This is a genomic window from Pseudonocardia sp. T1-2H, from assembly GCF_038039215.1.
GTDB lineage: Bacteria > Actinomycetota > Actinomycetes > Mycobacteriales > Pseudonocardiaceae > Pseudonocardia.
The window spans coordinates 3,561,548-3,587,453 of the sequence record NZ_JBBPCL010000001.1 but is presented as its reverse complement, the minus strand read 5'-3'; the positions used below and the strand labels follow the sequence as shown (position 1 = coordinate 3,587,453).

26 protein-coding genes are annotated in these 25,906 nt (G+C 73.0%); 12 read left to right on the top strand and 14 right to left on the bottom strand.

The window, feature by feature from the left end; translation table 11 throughout:
- Positions 1-44 precede the first annotated feature (44 nt).
- Positions 45-1,157: an NDMA-dependent alcohol dehydrogenase gene (locus tag WBK50_RS17725; RefSeq protein WP_341336687.1), complete on the top strand. Its 1,113-nt coding sequence runs from the start codon at positions 45-47 to the stop codon at positions 1,155-1,157.
- 81 nt (positions 1,158-1,238) lie between these two features.
- Here the strand turns inward: WBK50_RS17725 and WBK50_RS17720 are convergent, their stop codons facing one another.
- Positions 1,239-2,429 carry a cytochrome P450 gene (locus WBK50_RS17720; protein ID WP_341336686.1) on the bottom strand — a complete coding sequence of 397 codons (1,191 nt, stop codon included), beginning with the start codon at positions 2,427-2,429 and terminating at the stop codon, positions 1,239-1,241.
- An 89-nt stretch (positions 2,430-2,518) separates the two neighbouring features.
- A complete protein-coding gene (locus tag WBK50_RS17715) occupies positions 2,519-2,998 on the bottom strand; it encodes an SRPBCC family protein (protein ID WP_341336685.1) in 480 nt (159 codons plus the stop codon).
- 199 nt (positions 2,999-3,197) lie between these two features.
- Between WBK50_RS17715 and WBK50_RS17710 the strand changes: the two genes are divergently transcribed.
- The 7 genes from WBK50_RS17710 (at position 3,198) to WBK50_RS17680 (ending at position 9,355) form a co-directional block, all read left to right on the top strand.
- On the top strand, positions 3,198-4,202 hold the full coding sequence (locus WBK50_RS17710; protein WP_341339419.1) for a sensor histidine kinase: 1,005 nt from the start codon (positions 3,198-3,200) through the stop codon (positions 4,200-4,202).
- Positions 4,199-4,354: a hypothetical protein gene (locus tag WBK50_RS17705; protein WP_341336684.1), complete on the top strand. Its 156-nt coding sequence runs from the start codon at positions 4,199-4,201 to the stop codon at positions 4,352-4,354. The genes WBK50_RS17710 and WBK50_RS17705 overlap by 4 nt, the downstream gene beginning before the upstream one ends.
- Positions 4,351-5,139: a LytR/AlgR family response regulator transcription factor gene (locus tag WBK50_RS17700; RefSeq protein ID WP_341336683.1), complete on the top strand. Its 789-nt coding sequence runs from the start codon at positions 4,351-4,353 to the stop codon at positions 5,137-5,139. The genes WBK50_RS17705 and WBK50_RS17700 overlap by 4 nt, the downstream gene beginning before the upstream one ends.
- Positions 5,136-5,480 carry a hypothetical protein gene (locus WBK50_RS17695; protein ID WP_341336682.1) on the top strand — a complete coding sequence of 115 codons (345 nt, stop codon included), beginning with the start codon at positions 5,136-5,138 and terminating at the stop codon, positions 5,478-5,480. Before WBK50_RS17700 ends, WBK50_RS17695 begins: the two co-directional genes overlap by 4 nt.
- Complete coding sequence (locus tag WBK50_RS17690; protein WP_341336681.1) at positions 5,477-7,141, top strand: sodium/solute symporter; 1,665 nt, start codon at positions 5,477-5,479, stop codon at positions 7,139-7,141. Before WBK50_RS17695 ends, WBK50_RS17690 begins: the two co-directional genes overlap by 4 nt.
- Before the next feature lie 205 nt (positions 7,142-7,346).
- Positions 7,347-7,712: a DUF485 domain-containing protein gene (locus WBK50_RS17685; RefSeq protein WP_341336680.1), complete on the top strand. Its 366-nt coding sequence runs from the start codon at positions 7,347-7,349 to the stop codon at positions 7,710-7,712.
- Positions 7,709-9,355, top strand: a complete 1,647-nt coding sequence (locus tag WBK50_RS17680) for a solute symporter family protein (RefSeq protein ID WP_341336679.1) — start codon at positions 7,709-7,711, stop codon at positions 9,353-9,355. Before WBK50_RS17685 ends, WBK50_RS17680 begins: the two co-directional genes overlap by 4 nt.
- A 51-nt stretch (positions 9,356-9,406) precedes the next feature.
- Here WBK50_RS17680 and WBK50_RS17675 read toward each other — a convergent pair whose 3' ends face one another.
- From WBK50_RS17675 to WBK50_RS17655, 5 genes are all read right to left on the bottom strand, one after another.
- Positions 9,407-10,237: a SigB/SigF/SigG family RNA polymerase sigma factor gene (locus WBK50_RS17675; RefSeq protein ID WP_341336678.1), complete on the bottom strand. Its 831-nt coding sequence runs from the start codon at positions 10,235-10,237 to the stop codon at positions 9,407-9,409.
- A 126-nt stretch (positions 10,238-10,363) separates the two neighbouring features.
- Entirely contained in the window at positions 10,364-11,572 is a 1,209-nt protein-coding gene (locus WBK50_RS17670) for an NAD(P)/FAD-dependent oxidoreductase (RefSeq protein ID WP_341336677.1), read from the bottom strand.
- A 90-nt stretch (positions 11,573-11,662) separates the two neighbouring features.
- Positions 11,663-12,268, bottom strand: coding sequence for a TIGR03557 family F420-dependent LLM class oxidoreductase (locus WBK50_RS17665; protein WP_341336676.1), 606 nt, complete (start codon positions 12,266-12,268; stop codon positions 11,663-11,665).
- Between the two features lie 121 nt (positions 12,269-12,389).
- Positions 12,390-13,073, bottom strand: coding sequence for a hypothetical protein (locus tag WBK50_RS17660; protein ID WP_341336675.1), 684 nt, complete (start codon positions 13,071-13,073; stop codon positions 12,390-12,392).
- A complete protein-coding gene (locus WBK50_RS17655; protein ID WP_341336674.1) occupies positions 13,073-13,408 on the bottom strand; it encodes a hypothetical protein in 336 nt (111 codons plus the stop codon). Before WBK50_RS17655 ends, WBK50_RS17660 begins: the two co-directional genes overlap by 1 nt.
- Before the next feature lie 166 nt (positions 13,409-13,574).
- Between WBK50_RS17655 and WBK50_RS17650 the strand changes: the two genes are divergently transcribed.
- Both WBK50_RS17650 and WBK50_RS17645 read left to right on the top strand, forming a co-directional pair.
- Positions 13,575-15,305 carry a thiamine pyrophosphate-dependent enzyme gene (locus WBK50_RS17650; protein WP_341336673.1) on the top strand — a complete coding sequence of 577 codons (1,731 nt, stop codon included), beginning with the start codon at positions 13,575-13,577 and terminating at the stop codon, positions 15,303-15,305.
- Positions 15,305-15,964: an HAD family hydrolase gene (locus WBK50_RS17645; RefSeq protein ID WP_341336672.1), complete on the top strand. Its 660-nt coding sequence runs from the start codon at positions 15,305-15,307 to the stop codon at positions 15,962-15,964. Before WBK50_RS17650 ends, WBK50_RS17645 begins: the two co-directional genes overlap by 1 nt.
- An 8-nt stretch (positions 15,965-15,972) precedes the next feature.
- Here WBK50_RS17645 and WBK50_RS17640 read toward each other — a convergent pair whose 3' ends face one another.
- The gene (locus tag WBK50_RS17640; RefSeq protein WP_341336671.1) at positions 15,973-16,869 is read right to left on the bottom strand and encodes a WcbI family polysaccharide biosynthesis putative acetyltransferase; all 897 of its coding nucleotides are present in this window, start codon (positions 16,867-16,869) and stop codon (positions 15,973-15,975) included.
- Positions 16,870-17,370: 501 nt separating this feature from the next.
- Between WBK50_RS17640 and ku the strand changes: the two genes are divergently transcribed.
- Positions 17,371-18,384 carry a non-homologous end joining protein Ku gene (ku, locus tag WBK50_RS17635; RefSeq protein ID WP_341336670.1) on the top strand — a complete coding sequence of 338 codons (1,014 nt, stop codon included), beginning with the start codon at positions 17,371-17,373 and terminating at the stop codon, positions 18,382-18,384.
- Here ku and WBK50_RS17630 read toward each other — a convergent pair.
- Both WBK50_RS17630 and WBK50_RS17625 read right to left on the bottom strand, forming a co-directional pair.
- A complete protein-coding gene (locus WBK50_RS17630; RefSeq protein WP_341336669.1) occupies positions 18,381-19,343 on the bottom strand; it encodes an SDR family NAD(P)-dependent oxidoreductase in 963 nt (320 codons plus the stop codon). The two genes, ku and WBK50_RS17630, sit on opposite strands and share 4 nt — an antisense overlap.
- Positions 19,344-19,701: 358 nt before the next feature.
- Positions 19,702-20,664, bottom strand: coding sequence for a YqjF family protein (locus WBK50_RS17625; RefSeq protein WP_341336668.1), 963 nt, complete (start codon positions 20,662-20,664; stop codon positions 19,702-19,704).
- A gap of 79 nt (positions 20,665-20,743) precedes the next feature.
- Between WBK50_RS17625 and WBK50_RS17620 the strand changes: the two genes are divergently transcribed.
- Entirely contained in the window at positions 20,744-20,947 is a 204-nt protein-coding gene (locus WBK50_RS17620; RefSeq protein ID WP_341336667.1) for a hypothetical protein, read from the top strand.
- Between the two features lie 7 nt (positions 20,948-20,954).
- On the opposite strand, the gene WBK50_RS17615 is transcribed toward WBK50_RS17620, so the two are convergent.
- From WBK50_RS17615 to WBK50_RS17600, 4 genes are all read right to left on the bottom strand, one after another.
- A complete protein-coding gene (locus WBK50_RS17615) occupies positions 20,955-21,143 on the bottom strand; it encodes a hypothetical protein (RefSeq protein WP_341336666.1) in 189 nt (62 codons plus the stop codon).
- A 905-nt stretch (positions 21,144-22,048) separates the two neighbouring features.
- Positions 22,049-22,234, bottom strand: a complete 186-nt coding sequence (locus WBK50_RS17610) for a hypothetical protein (RefSeq protein WP_341336665.1) — start codon at positions 22,232-22,234, stop codon at positions 22,049-22,051.
- Between the two features lie 39 nt (positions 22,235-22,273).
- Positions 22,274-23,458 (bottom strand): zinc-dependent alcohol dehydrogenase, encoded by a 1,185-nt coding sequence (locus WBK50_RS17605; protein ID WP_341336664.1) that lies wholly within the window; start codon positions 23,456-23,458, stop codon positions 22,274-22,276.
- Between the two features lie 250 nt (positions 23,459-23,708).
- On the bottom strand, positions 23,709-25,820 hold the full coding sequence (locus tag WBK50_RS17600; RefSeq protein WP_341336663.1) for a catalase: 2,112 nt from the start codon (positions 25,818-25,820) through the stop codon (positions 23,709-23,711).
- Positions 25,821-25,906 lie beyond the last annotated feature (86 nt).

Below are 25,906 nucleotides of genomic sequence, written 5' to 3'. Positions count from 1 at the left end.
ACCCGGACAGCGTGTCCACTCCACAACGACGAGGAGTCACATTCGTGAAGACCAAGGCCGCAGTCGTCTACGAGACCGGCAAGCCGATCGAGATCGAGGAGCTGGAGCTCGACGGCCCCAAGGCCGGAGAGGTGCTCATCCGCTACACCTACGCGGGCCTGTGCCACTCCGACGTGCACATCTCCCACGGCGACATGGAGGCCCGGCTGCCGATGGTGCTGGGCCACGAGGGCGCCGGGATCATCGAGGAGGTCGGCGAGGGAGTCACCCGGGTCAAGGCCGGTGACCACGTCGTCTGCTCGTTCATCCCGAACTGTGGCGTCTGCCGGTGGTGCGCCACCGGTCGGCAGTCCATCTGCGACATGGGCGCCACGATCCTCGAGGGCTACCTGCCCGGCCCGCGCTTCCCGCTCACCGGCCCCAGGGGCGAGTACGGCGCCATGTGCATGCTGGGCACGTTCAGCCAGTACGGCACGATCCACCAGAACTCCGTCGTGAAGGTCGACGACGACCTGCCGCTGGACAAGGCCGTGCTCGTCGGCTGCGGCGTCCCGACCGGCTGGGGCTCGGCGGTCAACGCCGCGGACGTCCAGCCGGGCGAGACCGTGATCGTCTCCGGCGTCGGCGGCATCGGCATCAACGCCGTGCAGGGCGCTCGTTTCGCCGGTGCGAAGAACCTCATCGCCGTCGACCCGCTGCAGAACAAGCGGGAGAAGGCGATGGAGCTCGGCGCCACGCACGCCGTCGCCAGCATCGAGGAGGCCGGTGACCTCGCCCGGGCGATGACCAACGGCAACGGCGCTGACAAGTCCATCGTCACCGCCGGCATCGTCGACGAGCCCATCGTGACGGGCGCGTTCAACGCGACCGGCAAGGGCGGCACGGTCGTCCTGACCGGCCTGAACCGGCTGGACATCGCCAACGTCCAGCTGCCCGGCTCGATCATGACGCTGTTCCGCAAGACCGTGAAGGGCGCCCTGTTCGGCGACTGCAACCCGACCGTCGACATCCCGAAGATCCTCGGGCTGTACCAGTCCGGTGACCTCAAGCTCGACGAGCTGATCACCAGGACCTACACCCTCGAGCAGGTCAACGAGGGCTACGACGACCTGCTCAACGGCAAGAACATCCGCGGCGTGATGGTGCACGAGCACTAGGCACCGCTCACCTCGCACCGCCTCGGCCGGACCGGACGCCTCTGCGTCCGGTCCGGCCGTGTCCGTGTCGGGGAGCCGCGGTCACCAGGTCACGGGCAGGGTCTCCATGCCGTAGATGGCGTGGAACGACCGGAAGCGCGCCTCGTCGGCCACCGCGAGGCCCGGGAACCGTCGCAGCAGCGCCGGGAACGCGACCTGCATCTCCATCCGCGCCAGCGGGGCGCCGAGGCAGTGGTGGACGCCGTGGCCGAACGCGAGATGCCCGATCGCGCCGCGCCTGACGTCGAGCCGGTCCGGATCCTCGACCAGCGCCGCGTCCCGGTTCCCGGCGGGCAGCGCGCACAGCACCGTCTCCCCCGCGGGGAGGGTGTGGCCGGCGATCTCGACCTCGGTGGTCGTGGTCTTGGTGGTCCCCGAGTGGACGATGGACAGCCAGCGCAGCAGCTCCTCGACGGCCGGGCCGACCGCGGCCGGGTCGTCCCGCACGAGGGCCAGCTGATCCGGGTGGCGGAGCAGCGCGAGCGTGCCGAGACCGAGCATGTTCGACGTCGTCTCGTGCCCGGCGATCAGCAGCAGCCCGGCGATCCCGATCAGCTCGTCGGTGGTCAGCTCGTCGCCGTGCTCGCGGACCAGCATCCCCAGCAACGCGTCGTCCGGGTCGGCCCGGACCCGCGCGACGAGCTCGGCCATGTAGTCCCGGGACTCGCGCTGGACCGTCATCCGCTCCTCCGTCGGGAGGGAGATGTCGAGCAGCCGGCTCGTGCGGCGCTGGAATCCCTCGCGGTCGGAGTAGGGGACGCCGAGAAGCTCGCAGATGACCAGCGACGGCACCGGTAGCGCGAAGTCCGCGACCAGGTCCGCCGGCGGCCCCGTGCGCTCCATGGCGTCGAGGTGCTCGTCGACGATCTCCTGGATCCGGGGCTCGAGCCGGCGCATCCGGCGGAGCGTGAACTCCCGCGAGAGCAGCTTCCGCAGCCGGGTGTGCTCCGGCGGGTCGAACGCGAGCAGGTTGCCGGCCCGCAGCCGGGCGATCTCCTCGTCGGTCAGCTCTGGTCCGCCGGGCGGACGGAACATCAGGCGCCGGGCATTGCTGAACCGCCCGGCGTCGCCGAGGACCTCGCGGATGTCCGCGTAGCGGGTCACCATCCAGGCGGGCCCGAACGGCGTCTCGATGTGGCGCAGGCCCTCGCCGTCGCGCACCTCGCCCAGCTCCGGTGCGGGATCGAACTCGTCGCGCCGCATGTGGATCGGTAGTACGGCCGTCTCGGCCATGTGCCCTCCCTGCGTCGGATGCGCCTACCCACAGTCAACCCACAAGTCGACGGCGGGGGCTGTGCCGAGCCTGAGAGGGCGCTGAAAGGTCAGCCGACGACCTCCTCGGCCCCGAGGTGCCGCAGCAGGTTGGCGGTGAACCGGTCCCCGGTGCGCTGCAGCGTCGCGTTCATGACGGCCTGCACCGCCGGGGTGAGGAGCCGGGACAGCGGCAGCTCGACGTGCAGCGTCAGGCTGATCCCCAGGCGCGTCCCGCCCGGCGCGTCGGCAAGGGAGTACCAGCCCTCGGCGCCGGTGAACTCGGAGACGCCGGGCGGCGGCTCGTGCGTGTAGTCGATCCGCCGTCCCTCGTCGAACCGCATCCGCTCGGTGAACGTCGGCGTGATGCCGACGCCGAGCACGGCGAGGCGCATCATGTGCCAGCGCCAGATGTCGCCGTCGGCGTCGATGCTCCGCAGCAGCGGGGTCAGCTTCGGCAGGAGCACCGGATCGGTGAGCACCGCCCAGATCTTGCTGCGGTCGGCCGCCACGACGGCCTCGGACTCGTTGGTCGTCGAGAATCGGGTCACCGGGACCATGTTCCCGGTTTCGGTGGATCCCGCACATCCCTAGGGTTGTCCCGTGATCGCCGACGCCGCCGGATCCCCCACCGCCGGCTCACCGGTCGTCGCCGCGGAGGACCCGGCCCGGCTCGAGGACACCACCGCACCCCGCCGTCGTCGCGGCTGGTTCGGCGCACGGCGCGGCCGCAGCGGGGCGGACGAGGCGATGGCGGTCCTCGCCGTCGGCGGCAGGGTCGCCGAGGACCTGCGCGACGGGCTCCGCGGGGACCGCGCGGTGTCCGCGGCGCGGCGGCTGCGTGGCCTGCTGGAGGCGGACGCCGTGGGCCTCGCCGATCTCCGGGACCCGCCGGTCTGGTCCGGACGCCCGGCCGAGGACGCCGCCGAGCTCGTCGCGCACGTCCGCCGCGACGGGCACCGGGCAGGCCGGGCAGGGCGCGTCCTCGCGCTCCCACTGCAGGTCAGGGACGAGCTGGCCGGCGTGCTCGTCGTCGTCGGGGACGTCCGGGCAGCCGCCGCGCGGCAGGCCGCGAGGTGGGTGGGGGAGGCGCTGGTCCGCGGGCGGCTCGAGTCGTCGGCCGGGGCGGCCGAGGCCGCGGAGCTGCGCGCCCTGCGCGCGGAGATCTCCCCACACTTCGTCTACAACGCGCTGACGACGATCGGTGCGTTCGTCGGCTCGGACCCCGACCGGGCGCGAGACCTCATCGGGGACTTCGCGGAGTACACCCGGCACAATCTCGCACGGCGCGGTGAGTACACGACCGTCGCCGGGGAGTTCCTCGCGATCGAGGCCTACCTCGCGCTGGCCCGGGCCGTGCTCGGGGACCGGCTGCGGGTGCAGGTGCGGATCGCGCCGGAGGTGTTGCCGGTGGCCGTGCCGTTCCTGGCGCTGCAGCCGCTGGTGGAGAACGCGGTGCAGCACGGCGTCGAACGGGTCGAGGGCGGAGGATCGGTGCAGGTCAGCGGCGAGGCCCAGGGCACGGACTGCGTGATCGCCGTCGAGGACGACGGGCCGGGGATGGATCCCGAGCTCGCCCGCGCGGTGCTGGCCGGCGTCGGGTCGGGCTCGGGCCTGGCGCTGGCGAACGTGGACCGGCGGCTGCGCGCGGTCTACGGGCCGCAGTACGGCCTGGTCATCGAGACGGCCGAGGGAGCCGGGACCCGGATCGTCGTGCGGGTGCCGCGGTTCCAGCCGGGGGTCGTCGCGTCATGAGCGCCGACGTGTTCCGTCCCGCGGAGGCGCCGTCGAACACCGCCGACGTGTTCCGTCCCGCGGAGGCGCCGTCGAACACCGCCGACGTGTTCCGTCCCGCGGAGGCGCCGTCGAACACCGCCGATGTGCTCCTCCCCGCGGAGGCGCCGTGAACCCCGCTGCCGTGAGGTTGCGCGTGCTGGCCGTCGACGACGTCGCCCCCGCCCTCGACGAGCTGTGCCGGCTGCTGGCCGCGGCCCCGTGCGTCCGCGAGGTCCTCCGGGCGGGGGACGCGGTGTCCGCGCTGCGGATCCTGCAGGGTACGGAGCGGCTGGACGCGGTGTTCCTGGACATCTCGATGCCGGGCATGGACGGCCTCGAGTTGGCCTCGCTGCTGGCGCGGATGACTGATCCGCCCGAGATCGTCTTCGTCACGGCGTTCGAGGAGCACGCCGTGTCCGCGTACGGCGTCGGCGCGCTGGACTACCTGCTCAAACCCGTCTCGGCCGAGCGCCTGGACGCGGCGCTGGGCCGGGTGCGCCGGGTCGCGGCCCCCGCCGCCGGGGGCGCGGAGCCCGAGACGCCCGCCCTCGACGAGCTGGCGGCCGTGCCCGTCGAGCTCGCCGGGCGGACCCGCTGGGTGCGCCGGGACGACGTCCGGTTCGCCGAGGCCAACGGGGACTACGTGCGGCTGCACACCCGGGACGACGCGCATCTCGTCCGCATCCCGATCTCCCGGCTCGAGGAGCACTGGGGCGGGGTCGGGTACGTGCGGGTGCACCGCGGGTTCCTGCTCGCCGTCCGGGCCGTGCAGGAGTTGCGCAGCGACTCCGGCGGCGGCCTGCTCGCGCACACCGACGCCGGGGACGTCCCGGTGAGCCGCCGGCACGCCCGTCAGCTGCGGGACCTGCTCCTGGAGGCGGCCACCCGCGGCGAGCTCGGCGGGGCGGCCCGGTGAGCCGCCAGCGCCGGGTCACCGTGACGAGCCCGCAGACCGCCGTCGTGCTGACGGCCCGCCGGGGCGGGATCGCGGTGCCGCCGCCGCGGCTCACCGAGTCCGAGCGCGCGCGGGCCGAGCGGATCCGGCGCACGCAGCTCCGCTGGGCCGCCTTCTCCCTGACCGGCGGGGCGGCGCTGCTGGTGGGGCTTCCCGCGCTGCTGCACCTCACTTCGGTGCTGCTCGCGCTCCGTGTCGCGGACGTGCCGGTGGCGTGGCTCGCGGTGGCGGTGCTGCCGTACCCGTTCCTCGCCCTCCTGGCGTGGTGGCAGCTGCGGCGGGCGGAGCAGACCGAACGGTGATCGCCCTCGCCGCCCTCCCTGTCATCCTGGCGACGCTGCTGATCGGGGCCCGTGGGATCGCCACCCTGCGCACCACCTCGGACTTCCTCGTCGCGTCCCGGCGCATCTCGCCCACCCTCAACGCCGCGGCCGTCTCCGGCGAGTACCTGTCCGCGGCGTCGTTCCTCGGGGTCGCGGGGCTCGTCGTCAAGAACGGGGTGGGCGCGCTCTGGTACCCGGTCGGGTTCACCGCGGGGTACCTGCTGATGCTCGTGCTGGTCGCCGCGCCGATGCGCCGGACGGGCGCACTGACCGTCCCGGACTTCGCCGAGGCCCGGCTGGGCTCGCCACGGCTGCGCCGGTTCAGCGCGCTGGTGGTGCTGGTGATCGCCGGGCTCTACCTGGTCCCGCAGTTCACGGCGGCGGGGCAGGTGCTGACGGTCGTGGGCGGCACGCCGTACTGGGTCGGCGTCGTCGTGGCCGGGGCGTCCGTGGCCATCACCCTGGCGCTCGGCGGGATGCGCGCGGCGACGTACGTCCAGGCCTTCCAGTTCGTGCTCAAGCTCGTCCTGTTCATCGTCCCGGCGGTCTGGCTGCTGCTCGCCGTGGGCGCGGACACCCGCCGGGAGGCGCTGCACCCCGCCGAGTACAGCCGGTTCCCGGCGGCCACCGAGGTCCAGTTCCGGCTGGACACCCGGCTCGAGGTCCGCGAGCCGATCACGGTCGTGGCGGACGGCGTCCCGCGCACGCTGGGCCCGGGCGAGCACGTCGCGCCGGAGGACGGGCGCTGGATCTTCCCGGCGGGCGGACGGGTGCCGGAGATCCGCGGGGTGGCGCTGCCGGGCAGCGAACCGTGGCAGCGCCCGCTGCTCGACAACGGGTCCGGCCACCCGCTGCTGGCCACCTGGTCGGTGCTGGTGGCGACGGCGCTGGGCACCATGGGCCTGCCCCATGTCATCGTCCGCTTCCACACCAACCCGGACGGCCGCGCCGCCCGCCGGACGGCCGCGATCACCGTCGGCCTGCTCGGCACGTTCTACCTGTTCCCGGCCGTGTACGGGCTGCTCGGCGGGATCCTGCTGCCGGAGCTGTACCTCTCCGGCGCGACGGACACCGCGGTCGTCGCACTGCCGAGCCGGGTCGACGGCGGCGTGGCCGGCACCGTCTTCACCGCGCTGCTCACCGCGGGGGCGTTCGCGGCGTTCCTCGCGACCTCGCTGGGCCTCGTCCTCGCGCTGGCCGGCGCGGTGGCGCACGACCTGCTGCCCGGCGGGCTGCGCAGGCTGCGGGTGAGCGCGATCGTCGCGGCCGCCGTGGTCGTGCCGCTCGCGCTGCTCGCCGTCCGGATCGACGTGGGCGCGGTCGTCACGTCCGCCTTCGCCGTCGCGGCGTCGACGTTCTGCCCGCTGCTGGTGCTCGGGATCTGGTGGCGGCGGCTGACGCCGCGCGGGGCGTTCGTCGGGATGACCGTGGGGCTGCTCTCCTCCGCCGGGGTGATGGGGGCGAGCCTGCTGCTGCGGCCGGAACCGGGGCTGACCGCGCTGCTGCTGGGCCAGCCCGCGCTGTGGTCCGTGCCGCTGGCGTTCCTGACGATGATCCTGGTGTCCCTGGCGGACGACGCGCCGCCGGGCGCGGAGTCCACCATGCTGCGCCTGCACCTCGACGAGACGCGCACCCCTTGACCGGCAGGAAAGCACGTTCACGCCAGATTTCGGCGGAAAGGTGGCTTTCCTGCCTTGTGGGCCGGGTAACCGTTCGTCGTGAATCGTGGCCGTTCGTCGGCCGTTCGTCGTCCGGCCGTGCGGTGTGTCGTGGCTTACTTCCGCCCCGGACGCCGAGCGCCTTTCCTGTGGTCCGCGAGTGATCCGACACGTGCAAGGAGGCAACGTGAGCACCACCGAGTCCCCGCCACCGTCCGGCCCGCCGTCGGGCCCGCGGACGGAGGCGCCCGACTGGGCAACGGTCCAGGCGAGCCCGGAGTTCCAGCAGCTGCGCAGCCGGCTCCGGAAGTTCATCTTCCCGCTCACCGCCGCGTTCCTGGCCTGGTACCTGCTCTACGTCCTGCTGGCGAGCTACGCGCCGTCGTTCATGGCGATCAAGCTGGTCGGCAACATCAATGTGGGCCTGGTCTTCGGACTGCTGCAGTTCGTCTCGACGTTCGCGATCACGACCTGGTACGTGAAGTGGGCCGACAAGCAGTTCGACCCGGCGGCCACCGCGATCCGTGAGCAGATCGAGGGAACGAAGCGATGATCCTCGCGCAGACCCCGGGGGTCGAGGGCAGCAGCCCGATCCTGAACATCAGCATCTTCGGCGCGTTCGTCGTCATCACGCTCGGCATCGTCATCGCGGTCAGCAAGAAGGCCAGCAGCGGCGCGTCGGACTTCTACACCGCGGGCGGCGGGTTCACCGGTCCGCAGAACGGCATCGCGATCTCCGGCGACTACCTGTCCGCCGCCTCCTTCCTCGGCATCGCCGGGGCGATCGCGCTCTACGGCTACGACGGCTTCCTGTACTCGATCGGCTTCCTCGTCGCCTGGCTCGTGGCGCTCCTGCTGGTCGCGGAGCTGCTGCGCAACACCGGCAAGTACACGATGGGCGACGTCCTGGCCTTCCGGATGCGGCAGCGTCCCGTCCGCGCCGCGGCCGCCACGTCGACGCTGGCCGTGTCGTTCTTCTACCTGCTCGCGCAGATGGCCGGCGCCGGTGGCCTCGTGGCGCTGCTGTTGGACATCAAGAGCAAGGCCGGCCAGTCGGTCGTCATCGCGATCGTCGGCGCGCTGATGATCGCCTACGTGCTGATCGGCGGCATGCGCGGCACGACCTGGGTGCAGATCATCAAGGCGGTGCTGCTGATCATCGGGGCCGCCGTCATGACGGTCTGGGTGCTCACCCTGTTCAAGTTCAACCTCTCCTCGCTGTTGGGCAGCGCGGTCGAGCGCGCGGGCGCGACGGGGGAGAAGCTGCTCAGCCCCGGCGCCCAGTACGGCAAGTCCGGGCTGACGAAGCTGGACTTCGTCTCGCTCGGCCTCGCCCTCGTGCTCGGGACGGCGGGCCTGCCGCACATCCTGATGCGCTTCTACACCGTGCCCACGGCCAAGGAGGCCCGCCGCTCGGTGGTCTGGGCGATCTGGCTGATCGGCCTGTTCTACCTGTTCACGCTGGTGCTGGGCTACGGCGCGGGTGCGCTGGTGGGGCCGGACGCGATCAAGAAGGCGCCCGGCGCGGCCAACTCCGCCGCCCCGCTGCTGGCCTACGAGCTGGGCGGCACGGTGCTGCTGGGCCTGATCGCGGCCGTCGCGTTCGCGACCATCCTCGCGGTCGTCGCGGGCCTGACGATCACGGCGTCGGCGTCGTTCGCGCACGACATCTACATCAACGTGATCAAGCACGGCCACGTCCAGGACGAGCAGCAGACCGAGGTCAAGGTGGCCCGGCGGACCGCGGTGGTCATCGGGATCGTCGCCATCCTCGGCGGCATCCTGGCCAACGGCCAGAACATCGCGTTCCTCGTGGCGCTGGCGTTCGCGGTCGCGGCCTCGGCGAACCTGCCGACGATCCTCTACTCGCTGTTCTGGAAGCGGTTCAACACCCAGGGCGCGCTGTGGAGCATCTACGGCGGTCTCGGGATCACCCTGATCCTGATCATCTTCTCGCCGGTGGTCTCGGGCAAGCCGGTGGACGCGGCGACGGGCCGGAGCCCGTCGATGCTGCAGGGCGTGGACTTCCACTGGTTCCCGCTGGACAACCCCGGCCTGGTCTCGATCCCGCTGTCGTTCCTGCTCGGCTACCTCGGCACAGTGCTGTCGAAGGAGCGCGCGGACGAGGGCAAGTTCGCGGAGATGGAGGTGCGCTCGCTGACCGGGGCGGGTGTGGAGGGGGTGTCCCACCACTGACCCGCTGTACCCCGGCGCGCCGGTCCCGGATCCCGGGGCCGGCGCGCCGGATCAGGCCTCGGATTCGACGAGGCCCTGGCGGAGCTGCTCGAGGGTTCGGCTGAGCAGCCGGGAGACGTGCATCTGGGAGATCCCGATGCGGTCCGCGATCTGCGTCTGCGTCATCTCGCCGAAGAACCGCAGCAGCAGGATCGTCCGCTCGCGGTCGGGTAGCTGGGCCAGCAGCGGCCGCAGCGCGTGCCGGTACTCCACGGTCTCCAGCTCCCCGTCGAGCTCGCCGAGGCGGTCCGCGAGCGAGGAGTCCGTCTCGGGGTCGCTGGCATCCAGCGGCCCGGCGTGGTGGCTGTTCTTGGCGCCGAGCGCGTCGATGATCTCGCTGACGTCCGCCTTGAGGTGCTCGGCCAGCTCACTGGGCCGGGGCGCGCGGCCGAGGGACTGGGACAGCGGGCCGGTGGCGCGGGTGAGCGCGATGCTGAGCTCCTTGAGCCGCCGCGGGACCCGGGTGGACCAGGTGCGGTCCCGGAAGTAGCGCAGGATCTCGCCCCGGACGCACGGGATGAGGTAGCCGAGGAAGTCGCCCTGGGCGCGGTCCGGGTCCCAGCGGTCGACGGCGTTGATCAGGCCGATCGTGCCGACCTGCACGAGGTCCTCGTTCGCCGCCGGATAGCCCGCGCCGTGCCGTTTGGCCAGGTTCTCCACGACAGGCAGGAAGGCGAGGATCAGCTCCTCGCGCAATCCCGCCCGTCGCGGGTCCCCCTCGTGGAGCGCCGCGTACCTGCGCAGGCGCGGCATCTGGTCCGCGTACTCGCTGTCCGGCCGAATGGCGGGGTTCGGTTCGGTGGACGTGGGGGCAGCGCTGGGAACCAGGTTCGGTGCGGACATGACCCTCCCAGGAGACGTACAGGGAAGGGCGACTGGCTGCACCCACGGCGACCCGGGAACCCCGGGGCCGTGCACGACGCTACCGCTGCGCGCCGCAGCGCGCAGGTCGGCGAGGCACGCCGTCGCTCAACAGACGGACGCACCCTCCTCGACCAGCTTCGATCCGCGCTCGTAGTCGTCGTCCGCCTCGTGGGTCAGGACACCGACGAGCACGCCGTCGGCGGAGTACCAGGCGGTGAACGCGCCGTTCCCGTGGTCGACGAACTCGACGTCGTCGAAACCGTCGCCCCAGGCGGCGTACTTCACCGTGTGATCGCCCACGACCGACCAGAAGCCCGGGGCCTGCGCCCACGACGCGTCGGCCCCGGCGGCGGTCGCCCCCGCGATGCCGCCCATCGTGTCCGCGTCGCCCCAGTGCTCGACGACGAGGTGCCGGCCCGCGAGCCCGTTGCGGGCGTACGCCACGTCGCCCGCGGCGAACAGGCCCGCAACGCTGCTGCGCATGTGCTCGTCGACGACGACCCGATCGTTCTCGATCTCCGCCTCGGTCGCGGCGGCGAGGGTCGACTGCGGGTCGATCCCGGCCGCGACGAGCACGAGGTCCCTGCGGACCGGTTCCCCGCCCGAGATCCGGACCAGCTGCGCGTCCTCGATCGCCTCGACCTCGGCGCCGCCGACGAGGGTCACCCCCTCGTCGGCGAGCCAGCCGGCGATCCGTTCGCCGACGTCCGGGCCGAGGCGCGCCTGCTGCGGGAGCTTTTCGGTGCTGACGACCGTGACGTCCAGGCCGCGCCGGGCCAGGGACGCCGCGGCCTCGCACCCGATGAACCCCGATCCCACGACGACCGCCGAGCGCGCTCTCTCCGCCGCCTCGCGCAGCCTGCGGGCACTGTCCAGGGTCCGCAGGTAGGCGACGCGGGGATCGTCCGCCCCCGGGACCGGCAGCGGCTTCGGCGCGGCACCGGTCGCCAGCACGCAGTTCTCGTAGGTCAGCCGGGCGCCGTCGGAGAGCACGGCCGTCCGCTCGCCCGCGTCGAGCGCCGTGACCATGACGTTCAACCGGGCCTCGATGTCCGCGTCCTCGTAGGCCGACCCCGGCTCGATCAGGAGGTCGGCCTCCTCCGTATCGCCGCGCAGGTAGTCCTTCGACAGGGGCGGCCGGAAGTAGGGCAGGGTGTCGTCGTCCGAGACGAGGACGACCGTGCCCTCGCCCCCGTGGTCGCGGTAGCCGGTCGCGGCGGCGAGCGCGGCGGGCCCGCCGCCGACGACCAGCAGGTCCGCGTGCTCCGGGACGCGTCCGGTGAGGTCGGCCTGCTGCTCGTCGGAAGTCGTCATGGCGGTCGGGTACCCAGGATGGGCGCGGCCCAGTGCAGGTAGGCCCGGTGCAGGTCGGCCCGGTGCAGGTCGGTCCGGTGCAGGTTCGGATCAGCGCAGCTTCGGGAGGACCTGCTCCGACCAGCCTCGGAAGAAGCCCTCGTGGTCCTCGCCGACCTGCTGCACGTAGACCTCGTCCACGCCCGCGTCCACGTAGGCCTGCACCCGGGCGAGGTGCGCCTGCGGGTCGTCGCCGCAGACGATCGCCTCCGCGACCTGCTCGCGGGGCACCAGGGTCATCGCGGCCGCGAAGTCCTGCGGCCGGGGGAGGGTCTGCGCGAGCTGGCCGGGCAGCAGGTCGTTGGCCCACAGGCGGTGGGCGCGGTCCAGCGCGGCCTCGCGGTCGGCGTCCCAGCAGACCTTCAGCCCCGCCTGGACCGGCTTGTCCCCGCCGCCGGACTCGCGGAAGGTCCGGACGAGGTCGGCGTCCGGCACGACGGTGCAGTAGCCGTCGCCGATCCGGCCGGCGAACCGGGTGGCCTGCGGACCGAACCCGGAGACGTAGATCGGGACGGGCTGCTCGGGGCGGGTGTAGATCCGCGCCTCCTGCACCACGTAGTAGTCGCCGTTGTGGCTGACCTGCTCGCCGCGGTGCAGCAGCCGGATGACCTCCACGGCCTCCTCCAGCATGCAGCTCCTTGGGGCCGTACTGCTCACAGGACAGGAAGTAGCCGATGCTCGCCACGGGGAGGCCGTACCCGCTGCCCCGCCCGGAATTCCGGTCAGCGGGCGACGGCGGGTACTAGCTCCGCGGAGATAGCCCGCTGCGCCCCGGCCGTCATGCCGGCCCTCTGATCAGCTCGTCGCCCACCGCGGCCTTGATCTCGGCGCCCGCGGCCGGGCCGTGCGAGCTGCCGAGCCCGGACAGGTTCACGCCGACGACGCCGTCGAGCGCCAGGAGCCCGCGGGCCTCCGCGACCGCCTCCGCGATCCCGGCCGCCACCGGGTCCGGCGCCCCGAGGACGGCGGCGACCCGCTCGTCGTCGAGATGCAGGCCGGGGAAGTGCTGCAGCACCGCCGCGGAGTGCGCGTCGGTGTAGACCGCGACCCCCGCCAGCAGCGGGATCGTGACCCCTGCCGCGCGGGCGGCGGCCAGGAAGTTCGCCATGCGGGTGGTGGAGCTCACGTGGTTGAGGATCGCGAACTGTGCCCCGGCGCGTTGCTTCTCCCGCAACCGGCCCGGGCGCAGCCGCTGGGGCGGGGCCTCGGGGGCCTCCGGAACGGCGACCGGCAGGCCCGCCGCGGCGGCCATCGCGGCGAGCTGGGTGCCGTCGACGTCGAACACCTGGGTGACCTCCGGCCGCACGCCGGGCGCCCGGCCGTCGCCGGTCGCGCACAGCACCCCGGCGGCGCGGGCGGTGACGAGCCCGGCCAGCTCCTGCTCCAGGACGACGCGGTTGCGGTCCCGACAGGTCAGCGTGATCCACGCAGCGCCACCCGCCTCCCGGACGAGCGCCGTCATCAGGGACGGGGGAAGTCCGGCCGGCCCTGGTGCTCACCGACCAGCAGCCCGTCGCAGGAGCCCGCGAGGGCCCGGACGACCGCGGTGAGGCCCCTCTCGTCGAAGGGCGGGACCGTCAGGTCCGTGAGGACGACCGGGCGGGCCGCGGCGAGGGTGAGCAGCGGGGGTTCGGGACGATCGGGGGCATCGGGACCGGCCCAGGGCACCGCCGCGTCCCGCGCGGTGAACGGGCATCGGGCCGGCACGATCTCGCAGGCCAGGTCGTCCCGGACCCCGCCGCACGGTCCATGGTGCATCCGCTTCGGGCACAACACTTCCCGCGGGGCGAGCGCCACCGGCCACCTCCGATCGGATTCGCTCGGGGTTCCCCCCGGCCTTCGGGGTAACCCCTCCCGGGGCCGCGGACCGGGAGCGGCGTGCCTCCCGGTACCGGTGCATAGCGAGAAGGGCCGCCGGGTAGGCGGTGGCGACCGCAGACCCCGACGCAGCTGGAGGAGCCCCATGGCGACAGTCGCCTCGACGCTCGTCACCGCCCTCGCCGAGCACGGTGTGCGCACCGTGTGGGGCGTGGTCGGCGACGCCCTGAACCCCGTCACGAACGCGATCCGCACCGAGGACCGCATGGAGTGGGTGGGTGTGCGGCACGAGGAGGTGGGCGCGTTCGCCGCGGGGGCGCAGGCGCAGCTCACCGGCACCCTCGGCGTCTGCATGGGGACCGTCGGCCCCGGCTCGGTCCATCTCCTCAACGGCCTCTACGACGCGAAGAAGTCGCACGCGCCCGTCCTGGCGATCTGCGGGCAGGTCCCGCTCGCCGAGGTGGGCAGCAACTACTTCCAGGAGGTCGACAACGACCAACTCTTCAGCGACGTGGCGGTCTTCTCGCGCACCATCACCAGCCCCGAGCAGCTGCCCTACCTGCTGGAGATGGCCGTGAACTCGGCCAACCAGCAGCGCGGCGTCGCGGTGCTGACCCTGCCCGGGGACATCGGCGAGCAGGAGGTGCCGGACGGGGGGCTGCCGCACTTCGTCGAGCACCACCCGGCGACCGCGCCGGCCCCGGAGCTCCTGCGCCGGGCGGCCGACCTGATCGACGCCGCGGACCGGGTGACCCTGCTCGTCGGACAGGGCGCCCGGGAGGCGCGGGACGAGGTCCTCGCGACGGCGGAGGCCCTGGCGGCCCCGATGGTCCTCACGCTGAAGGCCAAGGAGGGCCTGGAGCGGGAGAACCCCTATCAGGTCGGGCAGTCCGGGCTGATCGGCAACCCGGCCGCCCAGCAGGCGTTCGACGACTGCGACCTGCTCCTCATGGTCGGTACGGACTTCCCCTACCGCGAGTGGTACCCGGAGGGGAAGACGGTCGTCCAGATCGACGCGCACGGCGAGCACATCGGCCGCCGCACGCACGTCGACCTGGGGCTGGTCGGGGACTCGGGCGCGACGCTCACGGCGCTGCGGCCGGTGCTGGGCAGGAAGGACCGGGACCGCAAGCACCTGGACTCCTGTCGCGGCCACTGGGAGAGGTGGACTGAGCGGCAGTCCCACCTCACGGACCCCAACTACGACCACGAGAAGCTGGGCCGGATCCGGCGGATCTTCGACAACCCGGACCACGCCATCCGTCCCGAGCAGCTGGCCGCGAGCCTGGACCGGCACATGGCGGACGACGCCGTGATCACCTCGGACACCGGCATGGCAACGGTCTGGCTCTCCCGGTTCGTGACGATGTCCGGCACCCGACGCCTGTTGGGCTCCTACAACCTGGGCTCGATGGCGAATGCGATGCCGCAGGCCCTCGGCGCGGCCGCGCTGGACCGGAACCGGCAGGTCGTCGCGTTCTGCGGCGACGGCGGGCTCACGATGCTGCTGGGCGACATCCTCACCGCGGTGGCGTACGACCTGCCGGTGAAACTGGTGGTGTTCGACAACTCGCGCCTCGGCATGGTGAAGCTCGAGCAGGAGCAGGCGGGGCTGCCGGAGCACGGCACCGTCCTGAAGAATCCCGACCTCGCGGCCGTCGGCCGGGCGTGCGGGCTGCACGGCGTCCGCGTGGAGAAGGCGGACGAGCTCGACGACGCCGTGCGGGAGGCCCTCGCCCACGACGGCCCGGTGCTGCTCGACGTCGTCACGAACCCGGAGGAGATCTCGGTGCCGCCCAAGACATCCGTCTCCCAGGCGTGGGGCTTCGCCGTCGCCAAGCTCACCGAGACCGTCAATTCGGCGGGAGGCTCCTGATGGCCGCGGACACGGCGATCTTCGACGTCGACGGCACCCTCGTCGACACGAACTACCACCACGCGCTGGCCTGGTTCCGCGCCTTCCGCCGCTACGACGTGACGCTGCCCGTCTGGCGGCTGCACCGGGCGATCGGGATGGGCGGGGACCAGCTCGTCGCGGCCGTCGCGGGGGAGCGGGTGGAGGAGGAGCACGGCGACGGCCTCCGCGCGGCGTGGGCCGAGGAGTTCCAGCCGCTGCTGAAGGAGGTCCAGCCGTTCGAGGGCGTGCGGGAGCTGCTGACGGACGTCCGGGAGCGCGGGTTCACGGTGGTCCTGGCCAGCTCCGGGAAACCGGACCACGTGGACGCCTACCTGGACCTCTTCGGCGGCCGGGAGCTGTGCGAGGCCTGGACGACGAGCGAGGACGTCGAGCAGACGAAGCCGGCGCCGGACCTGCTCGTCGTCGCGCTGGAGAAGGTCGGCGGGCGGTCCGCCGTCGTGGTCGGGGACTCGGTGTGGGACTTCGAGGCCGCGGGGCGCGCCGGGTTCCCCGGGTACGCGATCCGGACCGGCGGGTTCTCGGTGGAGGAGCTGGAGGAGTCCGGCGCCAAGGAGGTCTTCGACTCCCTCCCGGAGCTCCGCGAGCAGCTGGACCGGACGGACCTGGCCGGGACCTGACCGGTTGGTCAGAGGCCCAGGACGCGCAGGGCGTCCGCGTGCCGGGCCAGGCCCGCGGCGATCCAGACGGGGTGCTCGCGGTACCAGCGGAGCTGCGCCTCGCGGACGGCCTCCTCGTCGAGGGTCCGGCCGTCGACGGTCCAGTACGGACGTTCCGGGGCGTCCAGGTCGAGCGCGGCGAGGACCGGCGCCGTCAGGGGCGACCGGATCCCGCCGAGCAGGGGCCGGCCGGGATCCGGGGCGTCGGCCGGGTAGCCCGCGGCCTCCTGGATCCGCCGGGCGAGCGCGACGAGTACCGGGTTACCGGGATGGTCGAGCGTGTGCGCCGCCGCGGCCCCGAGCCCGACGAGCAGGTCGGACACCCCGACGTCGGCATCGCAGCGCTCGCGGTGCGCCAGCTGCGAGACCGACAGCGCGGTCGCCTCGCGCAGCGCCGCCCCTTCCGCCGGTTCCTTGGGGGCAGGGCGCCCCGCGGCCACCGCCAGGGTGCGCAGGTCGTGGTACGGCACGACGGGCGGGACGAGCGAGCGGCCCGCCGGGTGCCGCACGATCGCGGACCACGGATGCAGACCCGCGTAGTGGATCACCGGCCAGCGCAGCACCTGCGCGTCCGCCGGCAGCAGGGCGGCGAGCTGGCGCGTGCCCAGCGGCAGGTCGCGGTGGTCGTCGCGCACGGGCTGGCTCGCCAGCAGCCGCGTCCGGACGAGCAGGGCGTGCAGGGCCGGCAGGTCGGCCGCCGTGAGCTCGTGCACCGGCGGCATCCGGACGGTGCGGTGGGGGAAGGTCGGCGACCCGGCGAGCACGACCCGCAGGGACTCGGCCTGGCAGTCGCCGTGCACCAGCGCGACCGACCCGTCGGCGGGGTCGTAGAAGTCCGCGTAGTGCGCTCGACGCCCCGGATCCATCCGGACATGGTGTCGGGATCCGCGGCCCTGCGCTCGCCGATCCGCGAGGGTCGCACCGGGACGGAACGGGGGAGCCCGTACCGAGACCACCTCCGAACCGGGAGAGCCGGGGAGGCCGCGCCGGTCGGAAGGGGGGCGTTCACCGACCGACGCGACCTGATCGTGTGCGGTTCCACCGCAGACGTCGATTCGGGCACGCGAATCGCGCATTCCCGTTCGACGTGATCAGCGGCCTGCCGAAATGTCGCGGCCGCTTTTCCGCCCCGCTCCGTGCCGGGCACCGGTTGCGGCACGGCGACGGGGGTGTCTACACAGAAAAGGCTACACGCGTCGAATAGGGGCCGCGAATGTCCGGAATTCCTCCTCGTAACGGAGATCATCGATGAGCGCCGGCGCGGCGGGGCTCACCCTTGCGGCGGAGTGTGGCGACCGGTCCCGGGTGCAGCGGCACCCCGATGTGGGTAGCCCGGTCCAGGACGGCGTCGGTGGAGGCGAGGGACGATGGCCAGGGCGATCTGGGCGGGCTCGATCAGCTTCGGGCTGGTGTCGATCCCGGTGGGCGTGTACAGCGCGACCGAGGACCACACCGTTCATTTCCACCAGTTCGAGCGCGGCACCACGGACCGGGTGCGCAACCTGCGCGTCAACGAACGGACCGGTGACGAGGTCGAGTACGGCGACATCGTCAAGGGCGCGGACGTCGGGGACGGCAAGTACGTCGTCGTCGAACCGGACGAGCTCGAGGCCATCGCCCCAGGACGGTCCCGGAACCTGGAGATCTCGGAGTTCGTCGACCTCGACGAGATCGACCCGATCTACTACCAGCGCACCTATTGGCTCGCGCCCACCGGCGAGGAGTACCACCGGCCCTACGCGCTGCTGCTGCAGGCCCTGTCGGACAGCAACCGGGCCGCGATCGGCACGTTCGTGATGCGCGGCAAGGAGTACCTGGCCGCGATCCGGCCGGACCGGGACGTCCTCGCGCTGCAGACGCTCTACTTCCCGGACGAGATCCGCGACCCGCACGAGATGCTGGATCTGCCGTCCCCGCGTGAGGTGCGCAAGGACGACAAGGAGCTCGCGATGGCGATGCGGCTGATCGACGCGATGAGCGGGCCGTGGAAGCCGGAGCAGTACCGCGACTCCTACCGCGAGCGCGTCGAGAAGCTGATCGAGGACAAGCGCGAGGGCCGGGAGATCGTCAGCGAGGCGGAGCCGCCGGACCCGACGGACATGACGGACCTGCTCGCCGCGCTGCAGCGCAGCGTGGAGGCGGCCCGCGGGAAGGGTGGATCCGGCGCGGAGCGGGCCGGCGCGGAGAAACGGACCGGCTCGCGGAAGGCCGGGAAGGAGAAGAAGAGCGGGGAGAAGGCCGGCAAGGAGCGGGCGGAGGAGAAGGACCTCAGGTCCGCGACGAAGTCCGAGCTCCTCGAGCGGGCCCGCGAGCTCGACGTCAGCGGCCGCTCGTCGATGTCGAAGGAGCAGCTCGCGGACGCCGTCCGGGAGGCCTCCTAGGGACTGGGGACCTGGTCGTCCAGCTCGTGCCAGCGCTTGGCGGCACGCCGGTCCCGCCCGGTCAGCCGGTCGAACCAGCCGGGCTGGCGGCCGGTGGCGTGCCCCGGCACCGGCTCTCCGGACCCTGAGGGGCCCGGGAGCAGCCGGGCGACGAGGGAGACGACCCGGAGCGAGGTCGACGGCGCGAGCGCGTGGAAGCGGACCCCGAGCTTCGCCAGGGGGGTGAGGATGATCTCCGGCCGGCCGCGCAGCGCCGCCTCGACCAGCCGGCGGGCGGCGCGTTCGGCGTCCATGGACAGGACGGGCACGCTCGCCGCGGCGGTGAACCACTGCCGCTCGCGCGCGCGGTCCCCGGCGAACAGCGCATTGCGGGTGGACCCGGTGCGCATCAGCCCGGGGACGCCGACGGTCACCGTCACGCCCTGTCCGGCCGCCTCGACGCGGAGCCCCTCGGCGAACCCGACCTGCGCGTGCTTCGCCGCGGTGTAGGGCAGCAGGTGCGGTGCGGGCAGCTTCCCGCCGACCGAGGTGATCGCCAGGATGCGTCCCCGGGACTCGCGCAGCAGCGGCATCGCCGCGAGCGTCGGGTGCAGGGCACCCCAGAAGACGGCGTCCATGATCTCGGCGTAGTCCCGGGCCCCGAACTCCTCGGCGGGACCCACCTGGATGATCCCGGCGTTGGTGACCAGGACGTCCAGCCGCCCGAACCGCTCCCGCGCGGCGGCCACGACGCCTTCGGCCTGCTCCTTCACCCCGACGTCCGCCGCGACGGTCTCGACGGCGCCGCCGTGCCGGCGCAGGTCCGCCGCGGCGTCGGCGAGGCCGTCCGCCGAGCGGGCACAGATGACGAGGTCGTGGCCGCGGTCGGCGAGCTCGCGGGCGATCAGGAAGCCCAGTCCGCGGCTGGCGCCGGTGACCAGCGCGACCGGTCGGGGGGAACGGTGGATCGGATCGGTCATGGTGCGGAGTGCCCGCTGCGGCCCGGTTCATGCCCGGAGCGGGCCCGGGCGGGGCGCCGACCGGCCCACCTGCGCTCCCTACCGGCAGGCGGGCCGATCGGTTCGCGTTCCGCACCCGGGCGGGTCCCACAACCCCACGGGAGGACATCACGGACGCCCGGAATCGCGGCGGCGTCACCGTCGCGGCTCCTGTTCCTTCCAACGGTCGAGGAGGCCGGAAGAAACGCTCAGGGGAATTGTCGTGCACGGCGAACGGCGCAATGCCGGACCCCTACGAACTGCTCCGAACGGTCCTGTCGGCGCCGCAGTTCGCGAACTGCCCGGGTGGCAGGTGCGTCCGGACCCGAACCCCCGGCGGTCACCGGTCGTCGTCCTCGGGGACGCGGCCCTGCGCCGCCGGGACGTCGACCTGCGGGCCCCCCGGGACCTCGGCCATCGGCTCGTCGCCGCCGGCCTCGTCCTCGGTGACCTCGGAACCCTTCGGGGAGGCGATCTGCTCGTCGGTCCGGACGGAGCTCTGGTTGCTGTCTCGGTTGCCCATGACGGTCCCGTACCCGCTTCGCCGCCGGCTGATCCGGTCTCCGCCGCGTGGCGTCGTGGCCGGTACCGGCAGTCCGAAGCGGACCCCGACCCCGTCGCTGAACGCGACGTGGTCGGGTGGGCGGCGGGCGAGATCGCCCAGCCCCGCGGCGGCGACGAGGCCGTCGTCGAGGTCGAGGAGCTCGGCCGTGCGCAGCGGCCACGGCGGGTGCGCGTTCGGGACGTACCGGGTCCGGCCGCCGCGTGCCACGTGCAGGCCCCAGCGTGCGGTGAGGAAGTGCTCGAGCGGGCCGCCGGCCGTCGGGGCGCCGACCCGGACCGCGACCCGGCTGCGCACCCCGCCCCGGCGCAGCCGGGTCGTGTAGGCCCGCTCGTCGCCCGCGGCGCGGAAGCCCATTCGGGCCCAGCGGTACGGCAGCCCGAACACCGCCCGCGCGCCCGCCACCACGAGGGCCCGGTCGGCGTCCAGGCTGAGGAAGACGATCCCGCGGCGCCCGGTGTCGTCGACCGAGTAGAGCCGGACGTTGGTCTCGAGGAACGTCCCCGCCCAGGGCACCGCCGGCCCGAGCGCCAAGCCGGCCCGGACCATCCGGAACGGGATCAGCCCGACGTAGGTCCGGCCGTCGAGGACGTCCGGCCGCACCCCGGGCGGGAGGAACCGCACCACCGAGGCGGGCTCGACAGCCCAGTGCAGGAACGCGACGTCGCGCCAGCTCTGCCGTATCAGGTGGGGGTGCGGGAGGGCGGGCGGCTCGACGGTCACCGGCTCGGGGAGGGCCACCGCCCCAGGATGCCCCCGTGACGGCCGTTCGGCGTCCCGGGAAGGTGTCGGTCGGCGACACGGCGGGTAGCCCGGCCGCATGAAGCGCTCGGAGGACGACGTGGCCGACGACGAGGGTGTGGCGGCGGCCCGGGACACCGGCGGCGAGCCGGGTGACCAGGAGGACGCCGAGGGCGCCAGCACCACCGGCACGGCACCGAACGAAGAGTACGTCGGGCGGGTCGCCGGGGACGACGAGGGCTACGCGGGGGAGACCGGCGCCGAGGCGCGCGCCGGGAACTGACCCTCGCTCAGCGAATCGCCCGGACCGGGAACCGCAGGACGAACGGGTCCAGGCCCTTCGGCAGCGGCTCACCGCCCGACAGCTCGGCGGGCGGCGCCGGGTCCAGGTCCCGGAGCAGCACCGCGAGGAACGTGCTCGCGGTGAACAGGACGAGCTCGCGTCCCGGGCAAGCCGCCGGTCCCGCGCTGAACGGCACCAGGGACCAGTCCTCCCGCGCGCTGCCGTCCAGCCACCATTCCGGGTGGAAGCGGTCGGCGGACCTGGTCGACCGGGTCGGTGCGGCTGTCGGCCGGGTTCCGGGCCGTCATCGCGGCGAGGCTACCGGGCTCGGCCCGGTCGAGATGGGTGCGGACGGCGTTGCGGAAGCGGTCCCGCCGGGCCTTCTGCTGCGGGACGAGGCCGGACCAGTTGGCCCTGTTGCGCAGGTGGGTGGGGTCGTCGGTCAGCCGGTGGTCCTCGCGGGCGCCGTCGCCGAGCACGATCCGGCGCACCGTGCGCCACCAGGCGGGGATGAAGGTGTCCCAGGTCAGGGCCCCGTCACCGGCGGCGACCGAGCCGAGCCAGGAGGCCTCGCCGTGCACGACCCGCGTCATCGCGCCGGCCTGCTCGTGCAGCGGCTTCCCGGTGTCGAGCACGGCCTCGTCGAACACCCGGCGCTCGGCCCGCAGGGAGCCGCGCGAGATCAGCACGCCGTGCGGCTGGAGGTGCCGCAGCGCGCCGCGCTTCTCCCAGCTGTCCGGGGCGAACGGGTCCAGCGATTCGGTGAGGGTCCGCCGCACGTGCCCGGGATCCAGGACGAGCGCCGCGGGGCGGCCGGGGATGCGCAACCGGACCGGGGCCGTAACGGTCCCGGAGGTCCTGCAGCACCGCGACCCCCCGCCCGTCGGTGTCCAGCTTCCCGGCCAGGGCGCCCACGCGGCGTCGTCGTGCGATGACGCCCTACGCGACGATCGGGGCCAGCGCGAGGGTGAGCACGCGGGCGGTGTCGGTGGCGGTGGCGCGGGCCGCCTCGGTGGGTACGGGTCGGGTGCTCGTGTTCGGGGTCGCCATGCGGGGCACGTACCCGGACCGGTGATCGTCTACCGGCCCGGGTACGCGATCTCAGTCGCGCTCCCTCTTCCGCTCGTCGTCGCGTCCCTCGGGGCCGGCCCCGGGGAACGCCGTCGCCTGCGGCTCCGGCGGGATCTCGTCGTTCGTCTCCTCCGGCGCGCCGGTGACGGTGGACTCCCGCAGCGCCTCCGCGACCAGGCCCTCGTCGTCGTCGCGCTTCTCGGTGTTCTCGCTCATGCAGGCCTATTGCCCCCGGGGCGGGCGTTCAATCCCCGCTCACGGCTGCAGCAGCACCTTGACCATCCCGTCCTCCTTCTTCTGGAACGTCGCGTAGGCCTGCGGGGCCGCGGCGAGCGGCAGCCGGTGCGTCGCGAAGTCCTGCGTCCCCAGCACGTCGGCGTCGTCGAGCAGCGGCAGGATGTCCGGCACCCAGCGGAGCACGTTCGCCTGGCCCATCCGCAGCTGGATCTGCTTGTCGAACATCGTGAGCATCGGCAGCGGGTCCGCGGTGCCGCCGTAGACGCCGGACAGCGAGATCGTGCCACCGCGCCGGACCAGGTCGATCGCCGAGTACAGCGCCGCCAGCCGGTCCGTCCCGGCGGTCTTCATCAGCGGCGCCGCGACGGCGTCGGGCAGGTAGCCGACGAGCTGGTGCGCGATCTTCCCCATCGGCGAGCCGTGCGCCTCCATCCCGACGGCGTCGATCACCGCGTCCGCGCCGCGCCCGCCGGTCAGCTCCCGCACGACCTCGCCGAGGTCCTTGCCGTGCTCGCGCAGGTCGACGACCTGCACGCCGTGCTTGCGGGCCCGGTCCAGCCGGGCCGGGACGAGGTCCACCCCGATGACCTGCTCGACACCGCGGTGCTTCGCGATCCGGGTGGCCATGTCCCCGATCGGCCCCAGTCCCAGGACGACGAGGCTGCCGCCGGGCGCGACGTCGGCGTAGGCCACCGCCTGCCAGGCCGTGGGCAGGACGTCGGAGAGGTAGACGAAGCGGTCGTCCGGCGGGCCGTCCGGCACCTTGATCGGCAGCGTGTTGCCGAACGGGACCCGCAGGTACTCGGCCTGCCCACCCGGGACCTGGCCGTAGAGCTTGGTGTAGCCGAACAGCGCGGCGCCCGTGCCCTGCTCGCGGACCTGGGTGGTCTCGCACTGGGAGTGCAGGCCGGCCGAGCACATGAAGCAGGTGCCGCAGGAGACGTTGAACGGGATCACCACGCGGTCGCCCGCGCGGAGCTCGGTCACCCCGGCGCCGACCTCCTCGACGACGCCCATCGGCTCGTGGCCGAGGATGTCGCCCTCGTCGAGGAAGGGCCCGAGGACCTCGTAGAGGTGCAGGTCGGAGCCGCAGATCCCGGTCGAGGTGATCCGGACTATCACGTCCGTCGGGTCCTGGATGGTCGGGTCGGGGACGGTGTCCACGCGGACGTCGCGTTTGCCGTGCCAGGTCACTGCGCGCATCGGGAGCACTCCTCGTCAGGGGATCCGGGTCGGTCGTCACGTTCCTCGATCACCCGCCCGGCAAACCGTGCGGCGGGCCGCGGCGGCTCGAACGCCGGCTGCAGCCGCTCGAGGACCCGGCCGAGATCATGGAGACCCCACTGCGTGCCCGACGAGCACCGCGCGGTCGCCATCGCGAGCTGACTCCGGCACCACCCACGACGCGGCCGGCGGGACGATGTCCCGCCGGCCGCGTCGTGTCGGGGGAGGCTCAGGAGGCGGGCGGCACGGCCGAGGCCGTGACCAGCTCCTCGCGCTCCCACACCCGGTGGCGGCCGAGCGCCGCCACGAGGTCCTTCGCAAGGGAATCCGCGGTCTTTCCGGTCAGGACCCCGGGCCCGTCGACGTCGATGCCGGCCGAGGTCAGGACCTCCGCGCCGTCGCCCCACGCGGCGAACGGCTTGAGCTGCCGGTACGCCTCCTGAAGGAGTACCACCGACTTGATGTCGGAGTCCTTCGGGGCGCCGTCCGCGACGACCACGGCGTCGAACTCGATGGACCGGGCGGTGACGACCGTCCGCTCGACGACCTGCTGGTTCTTTCCCTTGCCGAGCGTCCCGCCGTGCGGGGCGATCACCTTGACCTGCGCGCCCTCGTCCTCCAGTGCGCTCCGCAGCGCCGCGATGCCGGCAAGGTCCGCGTCCGGCCCGGCGACGACGCCCACCTGACGCCCGGCGATTGGGAACGAGTCGGGTTTGACCTGGGCCAGTGCCGGGGACGGGGGCAGGTGCTCGACCGGCTTGCCGTCCGGCACGGGCAGGCCGAGCCCGGCGGCGACCTTCTCGCAGAGATCCGAGTCGATCTTCGCGAGGATGCCGAGCGTGCGCTCCTTGATCTCCTGCTCGTAGACCTTTCCGAGCTCGAAGGTGTAGGCCTCGATGGTGTGCGTCTTCTCGACGTCGGACAGGCTCGCGTAGAACATCGCAGGCTGGCTGAAGTGGTCGTCGAAGGACGACGGGACCCCGCGGGCGACCTCACCCTCGACCTGCCGCGGCACGTTGACGTACCCGCCGTGCTCGAAGTCGGCCGGCTGCGGGCTGCCGTCGTCGATCGAGTTGGGCAGGTAGGGCGCCTCGCCGACCGGGACGCCCTGCTGCATGAAGCCGTCGCGGTGGTTGTCGTTGACGGCGACGTGCGGCCGGTTGATCGGGATCTGCGGCCAGTTCGGGCCGCCGAGGCGGGTGAGCTGGGTGTCCAGGTAGGAGAAGTTGCGGCCCTGCAGCAGGGGGTCGTTGGTGAACTCGATCCCCGGCACCACGTGTCCGGTGCAGAAGGCGATCTGCTCGGTCTCCGCGAAGTAGTTCTGCGGGTTGGCGTTCAGCACCAGCTTCCCGATCGGCTGGACCGGGACCATCTCCTCGGGGACGATCTTCGTCGGGTCGAGGAGGTCGATGCCCTCGTAGGTCTCCTCCTCGGTGTCCGGGAAGATCTGCACGCCCAGCTCCCACTCGGGGAAGGCGCCCGCCTCGATGGCGTCGGCGAGGTCGCGACGGTGGAAGTCCGGATCGACACCCGCGGCGATCTGCGCCTCCTCCCAGGTCAGGCTGTGCACGCCCAGGACCGGCTTCCAGTGGAACTTGACCAGGGTCGTCTCCCGGTCGGCGTTGACCAGACGGAACGTGTGGACCCCGAAGCCCTCCATCGTGCGGTAGCTCCGCGGGATGCCACGGTCGCTCATGTTCCACAGCGTGTGGTGGGTGGCTTCGGTGTGCAGGCTGACGAAGTCCCAGAAGCCGTCGTGCGCGGACTGGGCCTGCGGGATCTCGCGGGTGGGACTGGGCTTGCCGGCGTGGATGATGTCCGGGAACTTGATCGCGTCCTGGATGAAGAAGACCGGGATGTTGTTGCCGACGAGGTCCCAGTTCCCCTCCTTCGTGTAGAACTTCACGGCGAAGCCACGGGTGTCGCGGACCGTGTCCGCCGAGCCCCGGGAGCCGAGCACGGTCGAGAACCGGACGAAGACCGGGGTCTCGAGGCCCTTCTCGGCCAGCACCGCCGCGCGGGTGATGTTCCCCGCCGTTCCGTAGCTGGTGAACGTGCCGTGGGCGCCCGCGCCGCGGGCGTGCACGACCCGTTCCGGGATCCGCTCGTGGTCGAAGTGGCTGATCTTCTCGCGGAGATGGAAGTCCTCGAGCAGGACCGGGCCCCGCGGACCCGCTTTGAGCGAGTGGTCGGTGTCCGGGATCCGGACGCCCTGCGGGGAGGTCAGGACGTCACCGGCCTGGGCACGCGGGTCGGGGGCTCCGTCGGGGAGCGGCATCTCGACACCGGTCGGGCTGACGGGGGCGGGGGCGGTCTGGTCGGGCTTGCGAGTGGGGGGCATCGGCCTGCCTCGTCGTAGATGCTGTGGACGCCGGTTGATCGACGCTGGCACCCGGGACGTGCCCGGCCGTTCCCCATCCGAAACGG